The sequence below is a fragment of the Herpetosiphon giganteus genome, from assembly GCF_016907925.1.
In the GTDB taxonomy this organism is placed as follows: Bacteria; Chloroflexota; Chloroflexia; order Chloroflexales; family Herpetosiphonaceae; genus Herpetosiphon; species Herpetosiphon giganteus.
The window spans coordinates 69,787-86,337 of record NZ_JAFBCZ010000013.1; the positions used below are offsets into that span (position 1 = coordinate 69,787).

At 50.7% G+C, this 16,551-nt stretch carries 13 protein-coding genes; 5 read left to right on the forward strand and 8 right to left on the reverse strand.

Annotated elements, in window-relative coordinates:
• Nucleotides 1-5 precede the first annotated feature (5 nt).
• The 5 genes from JOD20_RS13435 to JOD20_RS13455 form a co-directional block, all read right to left on the reverse strand.
• The gene (locus JOD20_RS13435; protein WP_204755752.1) at nucleotides 6-710 is read right to left on the reverse strand and encodes a hypothetical protein; all 705 of its coding nucleotides are present in this window, start codon (nucleotides 708-710) and stop codon (nucleotides 6-8) included.
• Between the two features lie 57 nt (nucleotides 711-767).
• Nucleotides 768-1,250 carry a hypothetical protein gene (locus tag JOD20_RS13440; RefSeq protein ID WP_204755753.1) on the reverse strand — a complete coding sequence of 161 codons (483 nt, stop codon included), beginning with the start codon at nucleotides 1,248-1,250 and terminating at the stop codon, nucleotides 768-770.
• 202 nt (nucleotides 1,251-1,452) lie between these two features.
• Nucleotides 1,453-2,133, reverse strand: coding sequence for an MBL fold metallo-hydrolase (locus JOD20_RS13445; protein ID WP_204755755.1), 681 nt, complete (start codon nucleotides 2,131-2,133; stop codon nucleotides 1,453-1,455).
• Nucleotides 2,134-2,495: 362 nt separating this feature from the next.
• Nucleotides 2,496-3,800 (reverse strand): pyrimidine-nucleoside phosphorylase, encoded by a 1,305-nt coding sequence (locus JOD20_RS13450; protein ID WP_204755756.1) that lies wholly within the window; start codon nucleotides 3,798-3,800, stop codon nucleotides 2,496-2,498.
• Entirely contained in the window at nucleotides 3,800-5,503 is a 1,704-nt protein-coding gene (locus JOD20_RS13455; protein WP_204755757.1) for an NAD(P)H-hydrate epimerase, read from the reverse strand. The genes JOD20_RS13450 and JOD20_RS13455 overlap by 1 nt, the downstream gene beginning before the upstream one ends.
• 577 nt (nucleotides 5,504-6,080) lie before the next feature.
• Between JOD20_RS13455 and lpdA the strand changes: the two genes are divergently transcribed.
• The 5 genes from lpdA (at nucleotide 6,081) to typA (ending at nucleotide 12,498) form a co-directional block, all read left to right on the forward strand.
• Nucleotides 6,081-7,478 carry a dihydrolipoyl dehydrogenase gene (gene lpdA, locus JOD20_RS13460; RefSeq protein ID WP_204755758.1) on the forward strand — a complete coding sequence of 466 codons (1,398 nt, stop codon included), beginning with the start codon at nucleotides 6,081-6,083 and terminating at the stop codon, nucleotides 7,476-7,478.
• Nucleotides 7,479-7,544: 66 nt separating this feature from the next.
• The gene (locus JOD20_RS13465; protein WP_204755760.1) at nucleotides 7,545-8,672 is read left to right on the forward strand and encodes a glycosyltransferase; all 1,128 of its coding nucleotides are present in this window, start codon (nucleotides 7,545-7,547) and stop codon (nucleotides 8,670-8,672) included.
• A gap of 270 nt (nucleotides 8,673-8,942) precedes the next feature.
• Nucleotides 8,943-9,449, forward strand: coding sequence for a GNAT family N-acetyltransferase (locus JOD20_RS13470; RefSeq protein WP_204755761.1), 507 nt, complete (start codon nucleotides 8,943-8,945; stop codon nucleotides 9,447-9,449).
• Nucleotides 9,450-9,872: 423 nt separating this feature from the next.
• Entirely contained in the window at nucleotides 9,873-10,379 is a 507-nt protein-coding gene (locus JOD20_RS13475) for a restriction endonuclease (RefSeq protein ID WP_204755763.1), read from the forward strand.
• A gap of 295 nt (nucleotides 10,380-10,674) precedes the next feature.
• A complete protein-coding gene (typA, locus tag JOD20_RS13480; protein ID WP_204755764.1) occupies nucleotides 10,675-12,498 on the forward strand; it encodes a translational GTPase TypA in 1,824 nt (607 codons plus the stop codon).
• A 139-nt stretch (nucleotides 12,499-12,637) separates the two neighbouring features.
• On the opposite strand, the gene JOD20_RS13485 is transcribed toward typA, so the two are convergent.
• The 3 genes from JOD20_RS13485 to JOD20_RS13495 all read right to left on the reverse strand — a co-directional run bounded on the left by JOD20_RS13485 (nucleotide 12,638) and on the right by JOD20_RS13495 (nucleotide 16,531).
• Complete coding sequence (locus tag JOD20_RS13485) at nucleotides 12,638-13,885, reverse strand: MFS transporter (protein WP_204755765.1); 1,248 nt, start codon at nucleotides 13,883-13,885, stop codon at nucleotides 12,638-12,640.
• Between the two features lie 153 nt (nucleotides 13,886-14,038).
• Nucleotides 14,039-15,712 carry a M14 family metallopeptidase gene (locus tag JOD20_RS13490; protein ID WP_204755766.1) on the reverse strand — a complete coding sequence of 558 codons (1,674 nt, stop codon included), beginning with the start codon at nucleotides 15,710-15,712 and terminating at the stop codon, nucleotides 14,039-14,041.
• Between the two features lie 138 nt (nucleotides 15,713-15,850).
• Nucleotides 15,851-16,531: a hypothetical protein gene (locus tag JOD20_RS13495; RefSeq protein WP_204755768.1), complete on the reverse strand. Its 681-nt coding sequence runs from the start codon at nucleotides 16,529-16,531 to the stop codon at nucleotides 15,851-15,853.
• Between the last annotated feature and the right edge of the window lie 20 nt (nucleotides 16,532-16,551).

The following is a 16,551-nucleotide window of genomic DNA, read 5'->3' on the forward strand; positions in this document are numbered from 1 at the left end:
AAACTCTATTCTGCTGGACGAATGCCAAAGACAAACAAGCCAGCGCTCGTTTCGGGAAACGCAATCACCCGAATCATGAAGCCTTGATAGCGCACTTCATCGCCAACCATCACAAGCATGTTGAAATGTTCGGCAGCGTTGCCGAGCGTCTCAGGTGTTGTTGCCCGTAAATCAACATGTGGTTGGTTGGTGCTTGGATCAAGTTGCCAATTGGTTGGGTGTAGATCCAGATCAGTTGTGCCAGCATAGGCATTGAGTGGCAAGAACTTAATTGTTTCTTGCGATTTTTGATCGCTAGGCAACGCTGGCGGCTGATCGGCAAGTTTGGTTACGCCAACTGTCACCTTTTGCGAATCAACGGCAATCGCACGCACTTGATAATTGGCAACAGGGATTATGCTTCCCAGTTGGGTCGTAATTCGATAGCGATAGGCAGCTTGATCGAACCCGAGATCAAGCCTGATTAAATGAGGAGTCTGCGCTAGATCCTCAGCGAGAGATGGAATAGCCCCAATCGATAGTTGATCAATCCCATCATCAGTTCCAAATGGAATCGTAATGATTTTTTCTTGGTTTAGGCCAAACGTTGGCGTTGGCCTAAACGTTGCGATTGGCTGGATACTGGTTGGGATTGGGGTGATTACGGTTTGAGGGTTGCAACTACTCAACATCAGCAGGCACAAACCCAAACCCCAACGCTGATATTTCATGCATCTCCCCCTTAACCAGCATCGCTGCGCCAAATGGCCAGGTAATCATCCAAATAATTAGGTATTGAACACTTGCAGATAAATCGTCAGCAGCTGATCGCTCGGCTGTAGTTGCACTACCAAGATTTGATAGCTTTTGCCATTGATAAATTGATAGCCATAGCGATATTGTTCAGGTTGCAGATTTAATGTATCAAGCTGCCACCATGGCTTTGCCTCTGGATATGGAGCTGGCAAACTAGCAAAAAGATCAGGCGTATGTTGCAGCGCCTCGGTAATCGGCACGGTCGTCAACCATGCATCCAATGCCGAAGCGGGCAAATCGAAGCGCGCAATCACCATCGTATCTAAGGCCGCTTCGCCTTGCGTATGCACATTCGTTGCCTCAGCAGGAATTGCAAAGCCCATAAACTGCTCAATCTCGGCGCGACTCAACAGGCTACTGAGATCACGCAAGGCTGATTCAACCGTCGCATCATGGTTTGGTTGCCAACGGGCTTGGCAGCCAAGCAAGGCCACGCTAAGCAGTAAAAGTATCATTAATCGATACCTTATTGGGAACATAGAAGTCTCTCTACTGTCGAAGATTAAAGCCAGCCAATATCTCAAGAGCTACTATAGCAAGCCAACCCAAAGCATGTCAAGGGTAATTTAATGCTAGGTTAATATAGTACTTTTATCAATAAAAAAGCCTGCTCCAAAGGTTTAGAGCAGGCTACGATATATATCAAATAGAGTGAAATTAGACGGCAATTCCGGTTGGATTGAGAATCACCACTTTGGTTTCTTCGTCTTCGCGGGGCAGGGTTGATGGCGTGAAGGTGACTTTATCAAGGGTTTCGTATTCCTTCAAGCCCATCTGATGCACAAACACGCTCAATGGCTCCAAATCGAGCGCTTCGAGGCGTTGTTGTTGGTTGTCGTTGTACAACGGCACAACCACTTTGGGCGCAATTTCGCCAATAATCTCGACCATGCCATCGGGCTTGATCACATGATTGCCGTTGCCAACGGGCACGAACAACACATCAACAGCGCCAATTTCATCGAGCTGGCTGGCGGTCAGGCCATGGCCCAAATCGCCCAAATGGCAAAAGGCAACATCATCAATATACATCACAAATATTGTGTTATGGCCATGCTTGTTGCCCTTGCTATCGATATGCGCCGTGCGAACACCACGAATTAAAATATCGCTCACTTCGTATTCGCCAGGCCCATCGGCCACAAACAGCGTATCGCGCAAGGGCTTAACGGCCTCAACATAATTGTGATCAGCTTTGTGATGGCTGATCGTCACAATTTGTGCAGTTGGCTTGCCAATATCAAAGCCCACCGATTGATCGCAGGGATCAAGCACCACAATGCCTTCACGACCGCGAATCCGCACGCTGGAATGCCCTAAATATAGTATTTCTGCCATGATTTCCTTCCTAGATAGCCCATTCGTTACTGACGCTTCACAAGTGCAGGGTTTAGGGGTTCTTGTCAGAGCAACGATTTCTGATACTTTTTGCGATGTCTGTCGACCACCAATTGCCCTTTAGGGGGTGCAGGGGGATTAAAGCCCCCTGCGTTTCCCGCCTTGAGGCGGGACGGAAGGGTGGTGAATCATAATTATCCCCAGCCAAAAACAAGAACCCAAAACCCGATTGCTATTGCAAGCATTGCTCGCGCTAGCACATATTTTCGTTAATAATTATACCACGCCGTAGGCCGAAACCCACAAAAAATGCGTTGCTAGCGCCTAAAACGCTAGCAACGCAGAATCAGCATCGCTTGAAGTTAGGCAACGCTTTCAAAGACCAACGGCAGGGCTGCTACCGAGGTTGGGCTAATGCTAATCGCCGATTTGAGCGCCGCCAAAGCAATTTCGGCGCGCTCGTTGTTGGCAGCATGCACCGTCAACAGGGCTTCGCCTGCTTGAACTGGCTCGCCAACTTTGCGCTTGAGCACCAAACCCACCGCTGGATCGATTGCATCTTCTTTGCGCGCGCGGCCAGCCCCAAGCTCGGTTGCTACCACTCCACAGGTTTCGGCATCGATGCGTTGGACAAAACCGCTGCTCTCGGCCAGCAAATCGATTTGAATTGGCGCAACTGGCAAGCTTGCTGGTTGATCAACCGCCGCCAGATCGCCACCTTGCTGCGCAACAAACTCGCGGAATTTGGCCCAGGCTTGACCGTTATCCAAGCTGGCTTGCAGCTGTTGGCGCGCTTCGTCGAGATTTTGAGCCTTGCCAGCCAAAACTAACAAATGCGAGCCAAGGGTCAAACAAACCTCAACCAAATCGCTGGGGCCGTGGCCTTGCAAGGTTTCGATCGCTTCGCGCACTTCCAACGCATTGCCAATCGTCAAGCCCAAGGGTTGCTCCATCGATGAAAGAATCGCAGCGACATTGCGCCCAGACAATTGGCCGATCCGCACCATCGTTTGCGCCAAATCACGAGCTTGATCGAGGGTTTTCATAAACGCCCCGGCCCCAACCTTAACATCGAGGACGATACTTTTGGCTCCAGCAGCCAATTTTTTGCTCATGATGCTGGCGGCGATCAACGGAATACATTCGACTGTACCCGTTACATCGCGCAAGGCGTAGAGCTTTTTATCGGCTGGTGCGAGGTCGGCAGTTTGGCCCATAATCACCATGCCAATGTCACGCATCGCATGGCGAAACTCTGCTTCGCTCAAGTCGATGCGCATGTTGGGGATGGCCTCAAGTTTATCGAGCGTGCCTCCCGAAAAGCCCAAGCCGCGCCCAGACATTTTGGCAACTTGCAAGCCAACTGCGGCCAACATTGGCCCCAAAACAAGGCTCGTTTTATCGCCAACCCCGCCCGTCGAGTGCTTATCGACCGCAGCGGGCGCAAAATCACGCAAATCAAGCTGATCGCCAGAAGCGGCCATGGCAAGGGTCAAATCGGTGGTTTCGCGATCGTCCATGCCTTTGAGCACAACCGCCATGGCCCAAGCAGCCATCTGATAATCAGGCACGCTGCCATCAGTATAGCCCTTGATCAGCCATTGAATTTCTTCGGTTGAGAGCTGTGCTCCATTGCGTTTTTTAATAATCAGATCAACCGCACGCATTATTGTTTTCCGCCTTCTGTAAGTTTGCGCCATGCCAAGGGCAGGCGATTAAGAATATCGCTTGCAATGGTGCCGCGTTCGCCTAATTCTTCGCGAACTAATGCGCCAGCAACGCCATGCACCCCAACCGCGAGCTGGGCGGCTTCAAATGGCGCTAAGCCTTGAGCCAACAAACCAGCGGTGAGTCCTGCAAGAATATCACCAGATCCGGCGGTTGCCAACGCAGGGTTAGCCAAACCATGCAAGGCCAAGCTGCCATCGGGGCTAGCAATAATCGTGTGCGCCGATTTCAGCACCACGGTCACGCCCCAGCGGGCTGCTGCTTCAAGCGCAATTTGCGGATGATCTTCGCCCAAGGTTTCTTCGCCAAGCAAGCGCGCCATCTCGCCAATGTGTGGCGTGAGCACAACCGGCTGATCGCGCAATTTTTCTTGCCAGTTTTCAATTGTGGCTAAAATATTCAAGCCATCTGCATCGATTACTAGTGGTGGCAAGACTATTGGGCCATCTTCTTCGGCTTTAGCTTCTTCTTTGGGCCGTGCAGCCAAGCCAAAGCCAACGCCGCCTTTGCGTTTTGCTGGAATTTCAAGCTCGTTCGAGCCAAGAAAGCCTACGCCCAAGCGGCGCTTGCTGGAAGCCAAGCCAATTAAGGCCCGTAGAAAATCGCCTGTGCCACTTTCGGTGCCAAGGCCGGGGCCAACCAACAAGGCTTTATATTTGGCTAATTTTTCGTGCACCAGTTTGGCGGCGGCCTCGGTCAATTCGCCTGGCTCAACTTCAGGTAAGGGCAAATAAGTTACTTCGTGGAGATGCGCGGCGGTGCTGCCATAAATCGAGCGTGGGCAAGCCAACGTCACCACTCCAGCGCCCGAACGAGCGGCGGCAGTGGCTGAAAGCCAAGCTGCGCCAGGATAAAGATACGAGCCAGCCACAACCATCACGCGCCCGAAAGTATCTTTATGGCCATCAACCGGACGGGCCGGCACCAGCGAACGGATTGTCGCAAGATTCAGTTCAGTTGTAGTCATCGGCTCCTCCATAGAATCTGGTAGGGTAAATGCGGCGATGCCAAGCTTGCCAACATAGGCCGCGCCTGGGTAGAGATGATGGCCGCGTTTGGTTAGCCCAGCCGCCAGCGTATAGCTTGCATTGATGATTGTGCCCCAAATTTTGCCAGTGTCGGCATCGAGGCCCGAAGGCACATCGACGGCCAAAACAGGCACTTTGCTGGCATTCACCAAGCTAATAATCTGCGCCACATCAGCCGCCAATGGGCGACTCAGGCCAATTCCAAACAGGCCATCAATCACAAATGTGCTACTTCGAAGCAAGTGCTGAAGCTCTTGGTTTTCAGGGTCGTTAGTAGCAAAGAGCAGCGGAATTGCTTCGCCCTGAGCGGCGGCAAACGGCCAATCATCTGCTTGAGGTTTGCGCTTGTACAAGTAGCAGCTAATTGGATAACCAGCTTCTTTGATATGCCGCGCAATCACCAAAGCATCGCCGCCATTATTGCCAGCACCAACCAAGACCAAAACAGCTGGCTGTAGCTGCTTGGCGATGATCGCTAAGGCAACATCAGCCATAGCCTGCGCAACTTCGGCCATCAAACCAGGCCATGTCGCGCCTTGATCAACAGCTCGTTGCTCGATTGCCCGAATTTGGGCAGAGGTTGTAATGTGATACCCAGGCACAATTTTTGGCATCGTTGCCTCACCACCCGTACTTAATGCTATCGAAAATTATACACCACAGCTTTAGCCAATCTATGGGCGATTTTACAAGGATTAACGAAACACTAGCATAAGGTTTTGATCCACGAAGGACACGAAGGGCACGAAGGAGGGAAACCGCGAAGATCGCGAAGGACGTTTTTTCGCCACAGATTGGCACAGATTATTGGGATTATTCTTCTGCTGGTCCAGCGCCGGGCGCATTTCATCCCTCATCCCTCATCCCTCATCCCTCATCCCTCATCCCTCATCCCTCATCCTTCGGTTGCTCTGCGCCTCTGCGTTAAAACTGACCCCTGAAGCCTAGCCCCTGATCCCTACTCTTATGTTCTATGCTCTCTGTTCTATGCTCTCTGTTCTTTTTGCCTTTTGCCTTTTGCCTTCTGACTTTCCTTCATCCTTCATCCTTTCTCCCCTATGTTCTCTGTTCTTTTTGCCTTCTGACTTTTGCCTTCTAACTTTACTTCATCCTTCATACTTCGGTTGCTCTGTGGCTGTGCTATCATAGACAATGGACAAAACGTCTACCATACGGAGGATTGATATTTCAATGGCTCAATATGATGTTGTGATTATTGGTTCAGGGCCAGGCGGCGAAGTTGCTGCCTTGCGTGCTGTCCAATTGGGCTTAAAAGTCGCTGTCGTCGAAAAAGAACAAGTCGGCGGTGTCTGTTTAAATATTGGTTGTATTCCCACCAAATCGCTGTTGCACTGCGCCGATGTGCTGGAAGAAACCAAAGAAGGCAAGAAGTTTGGCGTAATCACTGGCGAGGTTTCGTTCGACCTCAAAGGGGCCATGGGCCACAAAGAAAAAGTGGTCAAAACCATGCGCACCGGCCTCGAAGGCTTATTCAAAAAGAAAAAAATCGATCTCTATCGTGGTTTTGGTCGCTTAGCTGGCACCAACAAAGTTGCAGTTAAAGGCGACGATGGCAATGAAACCGTCATCGAAACCAAGAATGTGATTTTGGCGGTTGGCTCAACTCCGCGTGCCTTGCCATTTGCGCCCTTCGATGAGCAACGAATCGTTTCGAGCACTGGCGCGTTGAGCTTGCCCGAAGTACCAAAACATTTGGTGGTTATCGGCGGCGGGATCATCGGCTGCGAATTTGCCTCGATGTATCGTACCTTTGGCGCACAAGTCAGCATTATCGAAATGTTGCCACGGATCGTTGCCACCGAAGATGAAGAAATTTCGGCAGAATTGGCCAAAGCCTTCACCAAACGCGGCATCAAGCTCTACACGGGCTCGAAAACCAAGGCCGTCAACAAGCGCGCCGATGGTGCAAGCGTGGTCTTTGAAGGCCCAGATGGCAAAGAGCAAACGTTGGAAGCCGATTATGTGTTGATTGGCACTGGCCGCGCACCGTTGACCAAAAATCTTGGCCTCGAAGACGTTGGCGTAACAACCGACGAACGTGGCTATATTCCGGTCAACGCCACCATGCAAACCAACATTGCCAATATTTATGCAATTGGCGATGTTGTGCCAACGCCATGGCTGGCGCACGTTGCCTCAGCAGAAGGCGTGATTGCGGTTGAGCATATCGCTGGCCATCATACCAACCCAATCAACTACGACATTATTCCAAGCTGTGTCTATTGCTCGCCAGAAGTTGCCCACGTTGGCTTAACCGAAGCCCAAGCCAAAGAACGCGGCTACAATGTCAAAGTTGGCAAGTTCCCATTTGCTGCGGTTGGCAAAGCCACGGCAATCGGCAATCGCGATGGCTTTGTCAAAATCGTTGCCGATGCAGAGTATGGCGAGATTCTTGGCTTCCACTTGATTGGGCCACGAGTAACCGAATTGGTTGCAGAGGGCGGATTGGCCTTGAGCCACGAAGCCACTGTCGAATCGTTGTTAGCGACGATTCACGCTCACCCAACCTTGTACGAAGCGATGCACGAAGCTGGCCATGCGCTGCTTGATGGCACACTCCACCTCTAAAATTAAACTTCGCTGAATCAGCGTACGAAGGACACAAAGCATCAATTTTGCTGCTTTGCGTCCTTCGTGATTATTGAAGCCTTGGTTGCCATGAAAATTTTAATTATCTCCAAAGCTCTGACCGCCGCCACCTACCACCGCAAGCTCGAATTGATTGCGGCTGAGCCAGATGTTGAATTAACTGCGATTGTGCCGCCCGTGTGGATCGAGCCGGGCGTTGGCGAATATCCGCTGGAGCTGCAAAAAGCGAGCAATTATCGCATGCACATCGTGCCGCTTGGCCACAACGGCCATCATCATACCTTTTGGTGGCAGGGCTTGGGCAAATTAATTGCCGCTGAGCAACCAGATATTCTGCATGCTGATGAAGAAGCCTTCAATCTCGCCACCTTCCAAGCTTTTTGGCATGCCCGCAAAACCAAGGCCAAGCTCTGTTTTTACAATTGGGCAGATGTGGCGCGGCGCTATCCACCGCCATTTAGTTTCTTCGAGCGCTATAGCTATCGCCATGCAGCCCATGCGATTGCTGGCAATCACTTGGCCAAGCAACTCATTCGCGATCATGGCTATACTGGCCCAATCAGCGTGATTCCGCAATTTGGAGTCGATGAAAAGATTTTTACCCCAGCGCTAGAGCCATTGCCCAAACAGCCCTTTGTAATCGGCTTTTTTGGGCGTTTGATGCGCTCCAAAGGTGTGCTCGATTTACTTGATGCGCTCGAACAACTGCCCAGCGAGATTCATTGTCGCCTGATTGGCAAGGGCGATTTGAGCGCCCAAGTCGAGCAACGGATCGCCAAAGCGCCGCTAGCTGGGCGGGTCACGCTTGAGCCATTAATTCCATCGAGCGCTATGCCCGACGCGATGCGCAGCGTCCATGCCTATGTGCTGCCCTCGCGAACCACTTCCAATTGGAAAGAACAATTTGGGCGGGTGTTGATCGAGGCAATGGCTTGTCGCGTCCCAGTGATTGGCTCGAATTCGGGCGAAATTCCGCATGTGATCGATACCGCAGGTATCGTATTTCCCGAAGGCGATGTAGCTGCCTTGGCTGAGGCAATTCACAAACTCTATAGCGATGAAGCCTATCGCCAAACCATCGCCGAAGCTGGCCGCCAACGTGCCTTGAGCCACTATACCCAAGCCAGCATTGCCCAACAACACTTGGCGGTTTACCGCTCGATGCACTCATAACCACTAAAAAAAGAGTGTGCTTCGATAACTACACTTCTCGTCTGCATAGCAACAGGGCTAGACAGCGAACCAAGGAACAACTGATTCATCGCTCAATCAATGCCATTCCATTCAATGTCCTTTAGGGGGTGCAGGAGGATGAACCCCCCCTGCGTTTCCCGCCTTGAGGCGGGACGGAAGGGTGGTGATCACCAAGTAATTCACTGCAAGCAAGCACAATCTGGATTTAGTCTATTAAATCTTACCACCACTAAGAAAAGAGAGCGTTTTATGCAAACAATTCGCACAGCCCGTTTAGTCATTCGCCAGTTTACCTTGGCCGATGGCCCGTTTGTGATGCAGCTGGTCAATCAACCCTCATGGCTCCAATGGATTGGCAATCGCAACGTGCACACCTTGAATGATGCAGAAACCTACATCAGCAGTGGCCCCATGGCTATGTATCAACGCTATGGAGTTGGCTTATGTGGCGTGGAATTAGCCGGCACGTTGATTGGTATGGCAGGCTTGATCAAACGCACCCCAGAAGCCGAAATTGACCTTGGCTACGCCTTTTTGCCCGAATATTGGGGCCAGGGCTATGCAAGCGAAGTTGCCCAAGCTCTCTTGAATTATGCAATTACAACCCTCAAATTGCCGCGCATCATCGCCACTACCCATCTTGAAAATAAACAATCAATCAAAGTCCTTGAACGAATTGGCATGCATTTCGAGGGGATTATTCACGAAGGCGAGCAGCAATTGCGCGTGTTTGGCTACAACACCCGAAGAACATAGAACAAAGAAAAGGATGAAGGATGAAGGATGAAGACCAAAGCAAAAGGCAAAAGGGGCTAGGGGTCAGGATTTTAACGCAGAGACGCAGAGCAATAATGGCTATGAGTTGATGGCATGAGGCGCTTGGAACAATAATCCAATCTATGCCCATCTGTGGCTACAACACTTAAAGAACAAAGAGCATAGAATATACAAGCGAGGATTAAACGAAAAGACAAACAAAAGCTCCTTAGTTGATAGGAGGTGACGAAACCAACCTATCAATCAAGAAGCTTCCGTACTATACCACCGATTGTCACATTGATCAACTCATTAATGTCCGCAATAGTCCTTTGAATGCAGGGAGCTGAAAATACCTTGATTCCCCAGTCAGTAGCGGCCAGCAGGAATAAATTCTATCTCAGCTAAGGAGTTATGATCACGATGAATCTATTTCCAGAATCATGGAATACCTTTGGCCGCTGGCTGCTCATTATTTCAGCAGGAATCATTATCCTATCAATTATTGTCAGCGTACTCGAAAAATTTATTCGTCGCAGACGCTTATTACGTTCTGGAATTCTCGATGTCGATCGTATGACTGGTACACAATTTGAACATTTTCTTGGCCTGGTCTTTCGGCAATATGGCTACCACATTGAGCATACAGGCAAAGCTGGCGATTATGGCGCTGATTTAGTAATCAAAAAAGACCAAACTCGGACGATCATCCAAGCCAAACGCTACAGCAAAAATGTTGGCGTTAAGGCGATTCAAGAAGCTGTTGCCGCCAAAAAAATGTACAGCTGCCAAGGCGCAATCGTCATAACCAATAGCCACTACACCAAGCAAGCCCAGATTTTAGCCAAAGCCAACGAAGTTGTGTTGTGGGATCGTGAACGCTTACTGAAAGTTATGCTGCAAATCAAACACCAGACAAATCAGACTTAGAACTGATCACAAAGCAAGTAGTTAGCGGTATGCTTATTGCAGGAAAAACAGGTGCTGCCTACTTTGGTGTTGGAGACATGAAGGTAGGTCTGGGCGGTCGCGGAGAGCCGCTCGGGCGGCGGGCTGGGTTAGCCCGCCGAGTTTGTTTCACCGATTGGCACGGGTTGTGTTGTTGTAATTGCAGTATCGCAACCAGACCTTGCGAACGAATTAACGAAACAACGTGTGGTACAATAGCCATGCTGACGTTTGAATGAGCTACCTCGGCCCCTGTGGTCGAGGTTTTTGGTGTGTTATGCAACGAACTGATTTACGCAATATCGCAATTATTGCCCACGTTGACCACGGCAAGACGACCTTGGTTGATGCCATGTTGAAGCAAAGTCGGATTTTCCGTGAAAACCAACAAGTCGCTGAACGGGTGATGGACTCCAACGCCATCGAACGCGAACGTGGGATCACGATTATGGCCAAAAATACCGCTGTTGAATACAATGGCGTACGGATTAATATCGTCGATACCCCAGGTCACGCCGATTTCGGCGGCGAAGTCGAGCGGGTTTTGAACATGGTCGATGGCGTGTTGCTGTTGGTCGATGCGGTTGAAGGCCCTATGCCCCAAACCAAGTTCGTGCTGCGCAAAGCTCTCGAACAAGGCCATCGCGCAATTGTCGTCGTCAATAAGGTCGATCGCCCAAGCGCTCGCCCAAATTATGCCGTCAATGAAACCTTCGATTTGTTTATCGATTTGGGCGCAACCGAAGAACAAGCCGAATTCCCAATTGTGTATGCAAGCGGGATGGCCGGCACCGCTGGCCACGACCCCCACGCCATGCAAGATTCGTTGATTCCATTATTTGAAACGATTTTGCAATATGTGCCAGCGCCTGATGTTGATGTCAATGGCCCGCCCCAATTGCTGGTCACCGCAACAATGTACGATGATTACAAAGGCAAAATCATCATTGGCCGCTTGAACAGCGGCACAATTCGCAAAGGCCAAGCGGTTGCCCACATCCCCGCCGGCAAAGACCCCAAAGCTGCCAAAGTGGTCCAAGTTTTCACCCACTATGGCATGGATCGGGTCGAAGTCGAAGAAATTACCGCTGGCGATATTGTCGCCATGACGGGGATTAACGATGCAGGCATTGGCGATACGATTGCCGATAAAGACAATCCAGTTGCTTTGCCACCAATCAAGGTTGAAGAACCAACGGTTCAGATGACCTTCGGTGTGAATACCAGCCCCTTCAGCGGGCGCGAAGGCAAATTGGTCACCTCACGGAAGATTCGCGAACGCTTGTATGGCGAAACCGAGCGCGACGTGGCTTTGAAGGTCGAAGATACCGACAACGCCGATACCTTCCGCGTCAGCGGTCGCGGCGAGTTGCACTTGGCAATTTTGATCGAAAATATGCGCCGCGAAGGCTACGAGTTCCAAGTTTCCAAAGCAGAAGTGATTTATAAAGAGATTGATGGCGCACGCCACGAGCCATATGAACTGGTCGAAATCGAAGTTGATTCCGATTATCAAGGCTCGGTGGTCGAATTGATGGGCTTGCGCCGTGGCACCATGCGCGATATGAGTGTTAGCGATTCAGGTTCAGTGAAATTCGTCTATCACGTGCCAACCCGTGGTTTGTTGGGCTTCCGCCAACAATTGCTCACCGCTACCCGGGGCACAGGCATTATGAACAGCTTGTTTGCTGGCTATCAACCCTACGCTGGCGATGTGCAAACCCGCCAATTTGGCTCGTTGATTGCTTGGGAACAAGGCGTGACCAGTAGCTACGGCTTGTCGAGCGCCCAAGAACGCGGCCAGTTGTTCGTTGGCTCAGGGGTGGATGTCTACGAAGGTATGATCATTGGTCAACACATTCGTGATGAAGACCTCGAAGTCAATGCCTGTAAGAAAAAGCAATTGACCAATATGCGTTCATCAGGTGCCGACGATGCCTTGCGCCTCGACGTGCCACGCAACATGTCGCTCGATGATTGTATTGAATACCTCGCCGACGATGAATTGCTCGAAGTAACTCCGCTGCATTTCCGGCTGCGCAAGCGTATCCTCAACACCGACGAACGCCGCCGCGACCGTAAATGGGCCAAAAACCGCTAACTTGCAAACTCCCTTGCCCGACAAACTGGGCAAGGGAGTTTTTGTTTAAATTGGATAGATTCCCTCACCCGACCCCTATGTTCTTTGCTCTCTGTTCTATGTTCTTTTTGACTTCATCCTTCATCCTTCATCCTTCAATTCACCGATCATACGCTCGCAGGCTGGGAGTGCGAAAGGCAATAATAATTGCTGCTGTAACGCAAATTGCACCGCCAAACGCAATTGCTGCTGGCGCTCCAATTTTACTTGCCACAAAGCCAGCCTCAACTTCGCCAAGCAGCGGCCCGCCTTGAAAAAACAACATATTGGCCGAGGTAGACCGCCCACGCAATTCATCCGGAGTGTTCAATTGGCGAATCGTGCCGCGCAACACAGCGCTAACTGTATCGGCAGCACCAGTGCCTGCCAAGCCCAAGAGCGCAATCGGTAAACTTGGCGCTAGCCCAAAGACCATGGTCGCCAGCCCATACAACACGACCGAAACCACCACGACCATGCCTTGGCGACGCGGGTTGCCAAACCACGACATTGCCAGCGCTGCCACCAACGCACCGATGGCTGGCGCTGAATACATCAAGCCCAAGGCTTTTGCATCAACTTTCAATACTTGGTCGGCAAATAAGGGCAAGAGCGTCGTTGCCGCGCCACAGAAGGTCGCGACAAAATCAAGCACCATCGTCGACCAAATAATCGGCGTGCGGCTAACAAAGCGTAAGCCTTCCCAAACCGAGCCTTTGACCACAGGCTTAACTTCGGTTGGCGCATAATTGCCACGCATTTGCCACAAGCTCAAAACCACCGCGCCATAGCTTACAGCATCGATCAAATAGACCAAGGCAATCGAATGGGTCACAAACCAACCACCCAAGGCAGGGCCTGCAATATTGCCAATTTGCCAAGCAATCATGTTTAGGCTTAATGCTGTTGGCAGCACTTCACGCGGCACCAAACGTGGAATCAGCGCTTGGCGTGCAGGTAAATCGAAGGTTTTGGCGCTGAAAAAGATAATCATAATCCCATACAGCAGCCATAAATTAATCAATTCAAGCCACGATAAAACCGCCAACACCAACGATAAACCCATCAGAATGCTTTGGGTAATCATCATCAAGCGCCGTCGATCAACCCGATCAGCCAATAAGCCCGCCCGCAAGGCCAACAAAATCAGCGGTATAAATTGAAACAGGCCAATTAATCCCAGAAAAATCGCCGGATCTGCCCCAGGAATTGCTTTGGCCAAATTATAGACTTGAAGATGCAAAGCCAATGTGTGCATCTGCGAGCCAGCAATTGAAATTAGCTGACCGCTCCAGAGCAGCCGATAATCGCGATGGCGTAAAGCAACCAACGCCGATGGTTGGCGCGGAGTCGTTGAATCTGAAGCCATGACAAGCCCTTTATTGATGATTAAAGTGAGATATGATTATAAGCTAGTTTGCTGCCAATGAATCTCAATCGCAACAATAACCGCATTCTATTGCTGAAGGAATTAAAAAAACCGCTAACAGCCAAGGCTGCTAGCGGCTAAACCTGCAAAATTTTAGAGTTCGAGCTTGGCGCGGGCAATCCCGCCACGTCCGCCCTGAACGGTCAATTCAATCACCCCAGGATTGGGCACATGCACCACCCACTCAACTTTGGCACGATCAGTGGTTGAGCCATTGCTGAATCCAAAGAACGAAACCCGCCCCGAACGGCCTTCCAAATCGCCAATCGTGGTTTTGGCTTGGCCCAGCTTGAGGCTTGCGCCTTCGGGCAATTTCAACAGCGCCTCAAGTGGCAGGGTGGCTTTGCGTTCGCGGCCTTTTTGCGAGCCATAGCTTGGCAAATAGCCCTCATTTTGCACCACAGCCTGCAAGCGATAGACATTATCGCCCAAGCTTTCAAGCTCAAAACTGCTAATCGTGGTGAATGGCGCAATCGCGGCGTGCTCCAAGGCAAATTGGGTCACAGGGGCAATTGTTTCGAGCAATTTGGCTGGTGGCGGGTTGCGGAAGGCAAACATCGGATGCCAGCCGCCAATTTCAACCGCGCCAAGCTGTGGATGCTCAAACGGAGTCCAATCGTAGAAGCACAAACCTTCGCCATGCTCATCTACCCATTGCATAATTTTCAGATCGTCTTCTTCGGGGTGTTCTTTGAACCATTCGATAAATTTGCGATCCTTGATTCCCGCCGAACCAACCAAATCCCAAAATTCAACTGTCCAAGCAAACATGCCCAAATGATCGTAGACCCAATCATCAAACACCCCGGTAATCACATCTTTGGGGTGATAGCGAAAATCGTGGTAGACAGAAACACTCGGCCAGCCCGTAATTTCGGTGCCACGCTTGCCCAAGGCCTTGAACACATCCAGATCGTGGATGTTCATCTGATCGTCGGCGCGGTCGCCGTAGGGCCGCAACAGCACGCCAGAATAGGTGTGGTAGGTCAGGCCGCTATGAATTTCGGGATGATCAACAATAAATTGCACCACAGCGCGAATTTCTGGCTCGGAGGTTGGATACGGCCCAGCGCCATATTGCTCGGCTTCTGGTCGCCAATCGATGGGAAAATTACGATTAATATCCAAGCCTTCAATCGAGCGGCTGAGCTTGATATTGACTCCATCGTAATTTTGAATCAAGCCCTCGGGCAAAATTCGATAGTATGTGCCGCCAATTTCATAGGGCTTGCGTTTGACCATCACCCGTGGATCGTGCTCGGAAACCCGCCAATCGCCATTGGGATCAACCAAGCGCATTTGCAGAATAATACCATCGTTGTTGATGTCCTCTTGATAGAGGCCATCGACACGCTCAGCATACGGATAAGGTCGCACGCTCGAACGCACAACGTAGGGTGTTGTCAAGGCTCGTTCGGCTCCATCGGGATTGAAGCGCGGCAAAACGTAGAAGGTCGTTCGATCCAGCAAACGCGTGCATTCAGGATCGTTGCCATAGCCCTTGAGCAGGGTATCGATCAAGTGCAAACCAGCCATTGCGCCAGTCACTTCGCTGGCGTGAATATTAGCATCGACCCAAAACGCTGGCTTCTCGCGGGCCGCGCCAGTGGCATCGTTGGTGAGGGTTGCCAGCCATAAATCGCGGCCTTCGTAGCTTTTGCCAATTGATTGCAAGCTAATCAGTTGGGGATATTCGGCAGCAAAACCTTCTAAGGCTGCCACCAACTCGTCAAAACGATAATAACGCGTGTAATCGATCGTGGGCATGGCTCCTCCAGTACGAACTCTATGCAGAATATTGCATATTATGCATTATTCTACCTGCTTGATGCAAGTCCAAATTAACCCAAAACCCCCTTGGATGAACAAACATCCAAGGGGGTTTATGCTAACGAGCAACTAATATTAGACGGTTGCGGGTGTTTCGCTGCGCTTGCGCAAGTTCGAGCCAAGCCCACCGCCGAGGAACAAGCCCCAGAGCAAACCCAAGCTCATAGCGTGCACAAACACAACCCCGCGCACTTCGTCGTCCCAGCGTGGCAAGAACACAATCACCAAGAACTGGATAACTGGAATAACCATCAAGGCTACGCCCAAGCGCACAAAGCCTTGCGCAACTGGTTGGCCGCGCAAGTGATTGCTAAAGCCCGTCACAATCCAAGCGATAAAGAAGAAGATTGTGGCCGTGACGACTGGCAACAAGACCAAAATATCGCCAATTGCGATGCTCAACACTTTGGTCGAAGCTGGCAGCGTATTCGATAAGGCTTGGGTCCCGAAGGTCAAACCAAAGAAGGCTGCAACCATCACCACCAAGGTAACGACGAACGCAATCAAGCCACCGCGAGCAGCTTTGCCCCACAAAGCAATGGTATTGGCCAATACGGCATAGCCGATTGCACAAGCCCATAGCAAGTAGTACATAATATCTTTTTTCTCTTGCAGCGTTGTAGCAAAATCGCCAGCCATGTATGGGCCACTGCTGGTGGTCCAGATTGCGCCAAAGATGGTGTAAACCAAGGCAAATGGCACAAAGATGACTAGGTCAAGCATGCTCACGCCTATGTTATTCAACCATTTTTTCATTGAATGGCCTCCTTAGAAGG

Excerpts from the sequence above, each read along its gene's own strand:
- JOD20_RS13455 (WP_204755757.1), bottom strand. The coding sequence starts at position 5,503 with ATGCCAAAAATTGTGCCTGGGTATCACATTACAACCTCTGCCCAAATT.
- JOD20_RS13485 (WP_204755765.1), bottom strand. The coding sequence starts at position 13,885 with ATGGCTTCAGATTCAACGACTCCGCGCCAACCATCGGCGTTGGTTGCT.
- typA (WP_204755764.1), top strand. The coding sequence starts at position 10,675 with ATGCAACGAACTGATTTACGCAATATCGCAATTATTGCCCACGTTGAC.
- lpdA (WP_204755758.1), top strand. The coding sequence starts at position 6,081 with ATGGCTCAATATGATGTTGTGATTATTGGTTCAGGGCCAGGCGGCGAA.
- JOD20_RS13490 (WP_204755766.1), bottom strand. The coding sequence starts at position 15,712 with ATGCCCACGATCGATTACACGCGTTATTATCGTTTTGACGAGTTGGTG.
- JOD20_RS13450 (WP_204755756.1), bottom strand. The coding sequence starts at position 3,800 with ATGCGTGCGGTTGATCTGATTATTAAAAAACGCAATGGAGCACAGCTC.
- JOD20_RS13445 (WP_204755755.1), bottom strand. The coding sequence starts at position 2,133 with ATGGCAGAAATACTATATTTAGGGCATTCCAGCGTGCGGATTCGCGGT.
- JOD20_RS13470 (WP_204755761.1), top strand. The coding sequence starts at position 8,943 with ATGCAAACAATTCGCACAGCCCGTTTAGTCATTCGCCAGTTTACCTTG.
- JOD20_RS13475 (WP_204755763.1), top strand. The coding sequence starts at position 9,873 with ATGAATCTATTTCCAGAATCATGGAATACCTTTGGCCGCTGGCTGCTC.
- JOD20_RS13495 (WP_204755768.1), bottom strand. The coding sequence starts at position 16,531 with ATGAAAAAATGGTTGAATAACATAGGCGTGAGCATGCTTGACCTAGTC.
- JOD20_RS13440 (WP_204755753.1), bottom strand. The coding sequence starts at position 1,250 with ATGATACTTTTACTGCTTAGCGTGGCCTTGCTTGGCTGCCAAGCCCGT.
- JOD20_RS13435 (WP_204755752.1), bottom strand. The coding sequence starts at position 710 with ATGAAATATCAGCGTTGGGGTTTGGGTTTGTGCCTGCTGATGTTGAGT.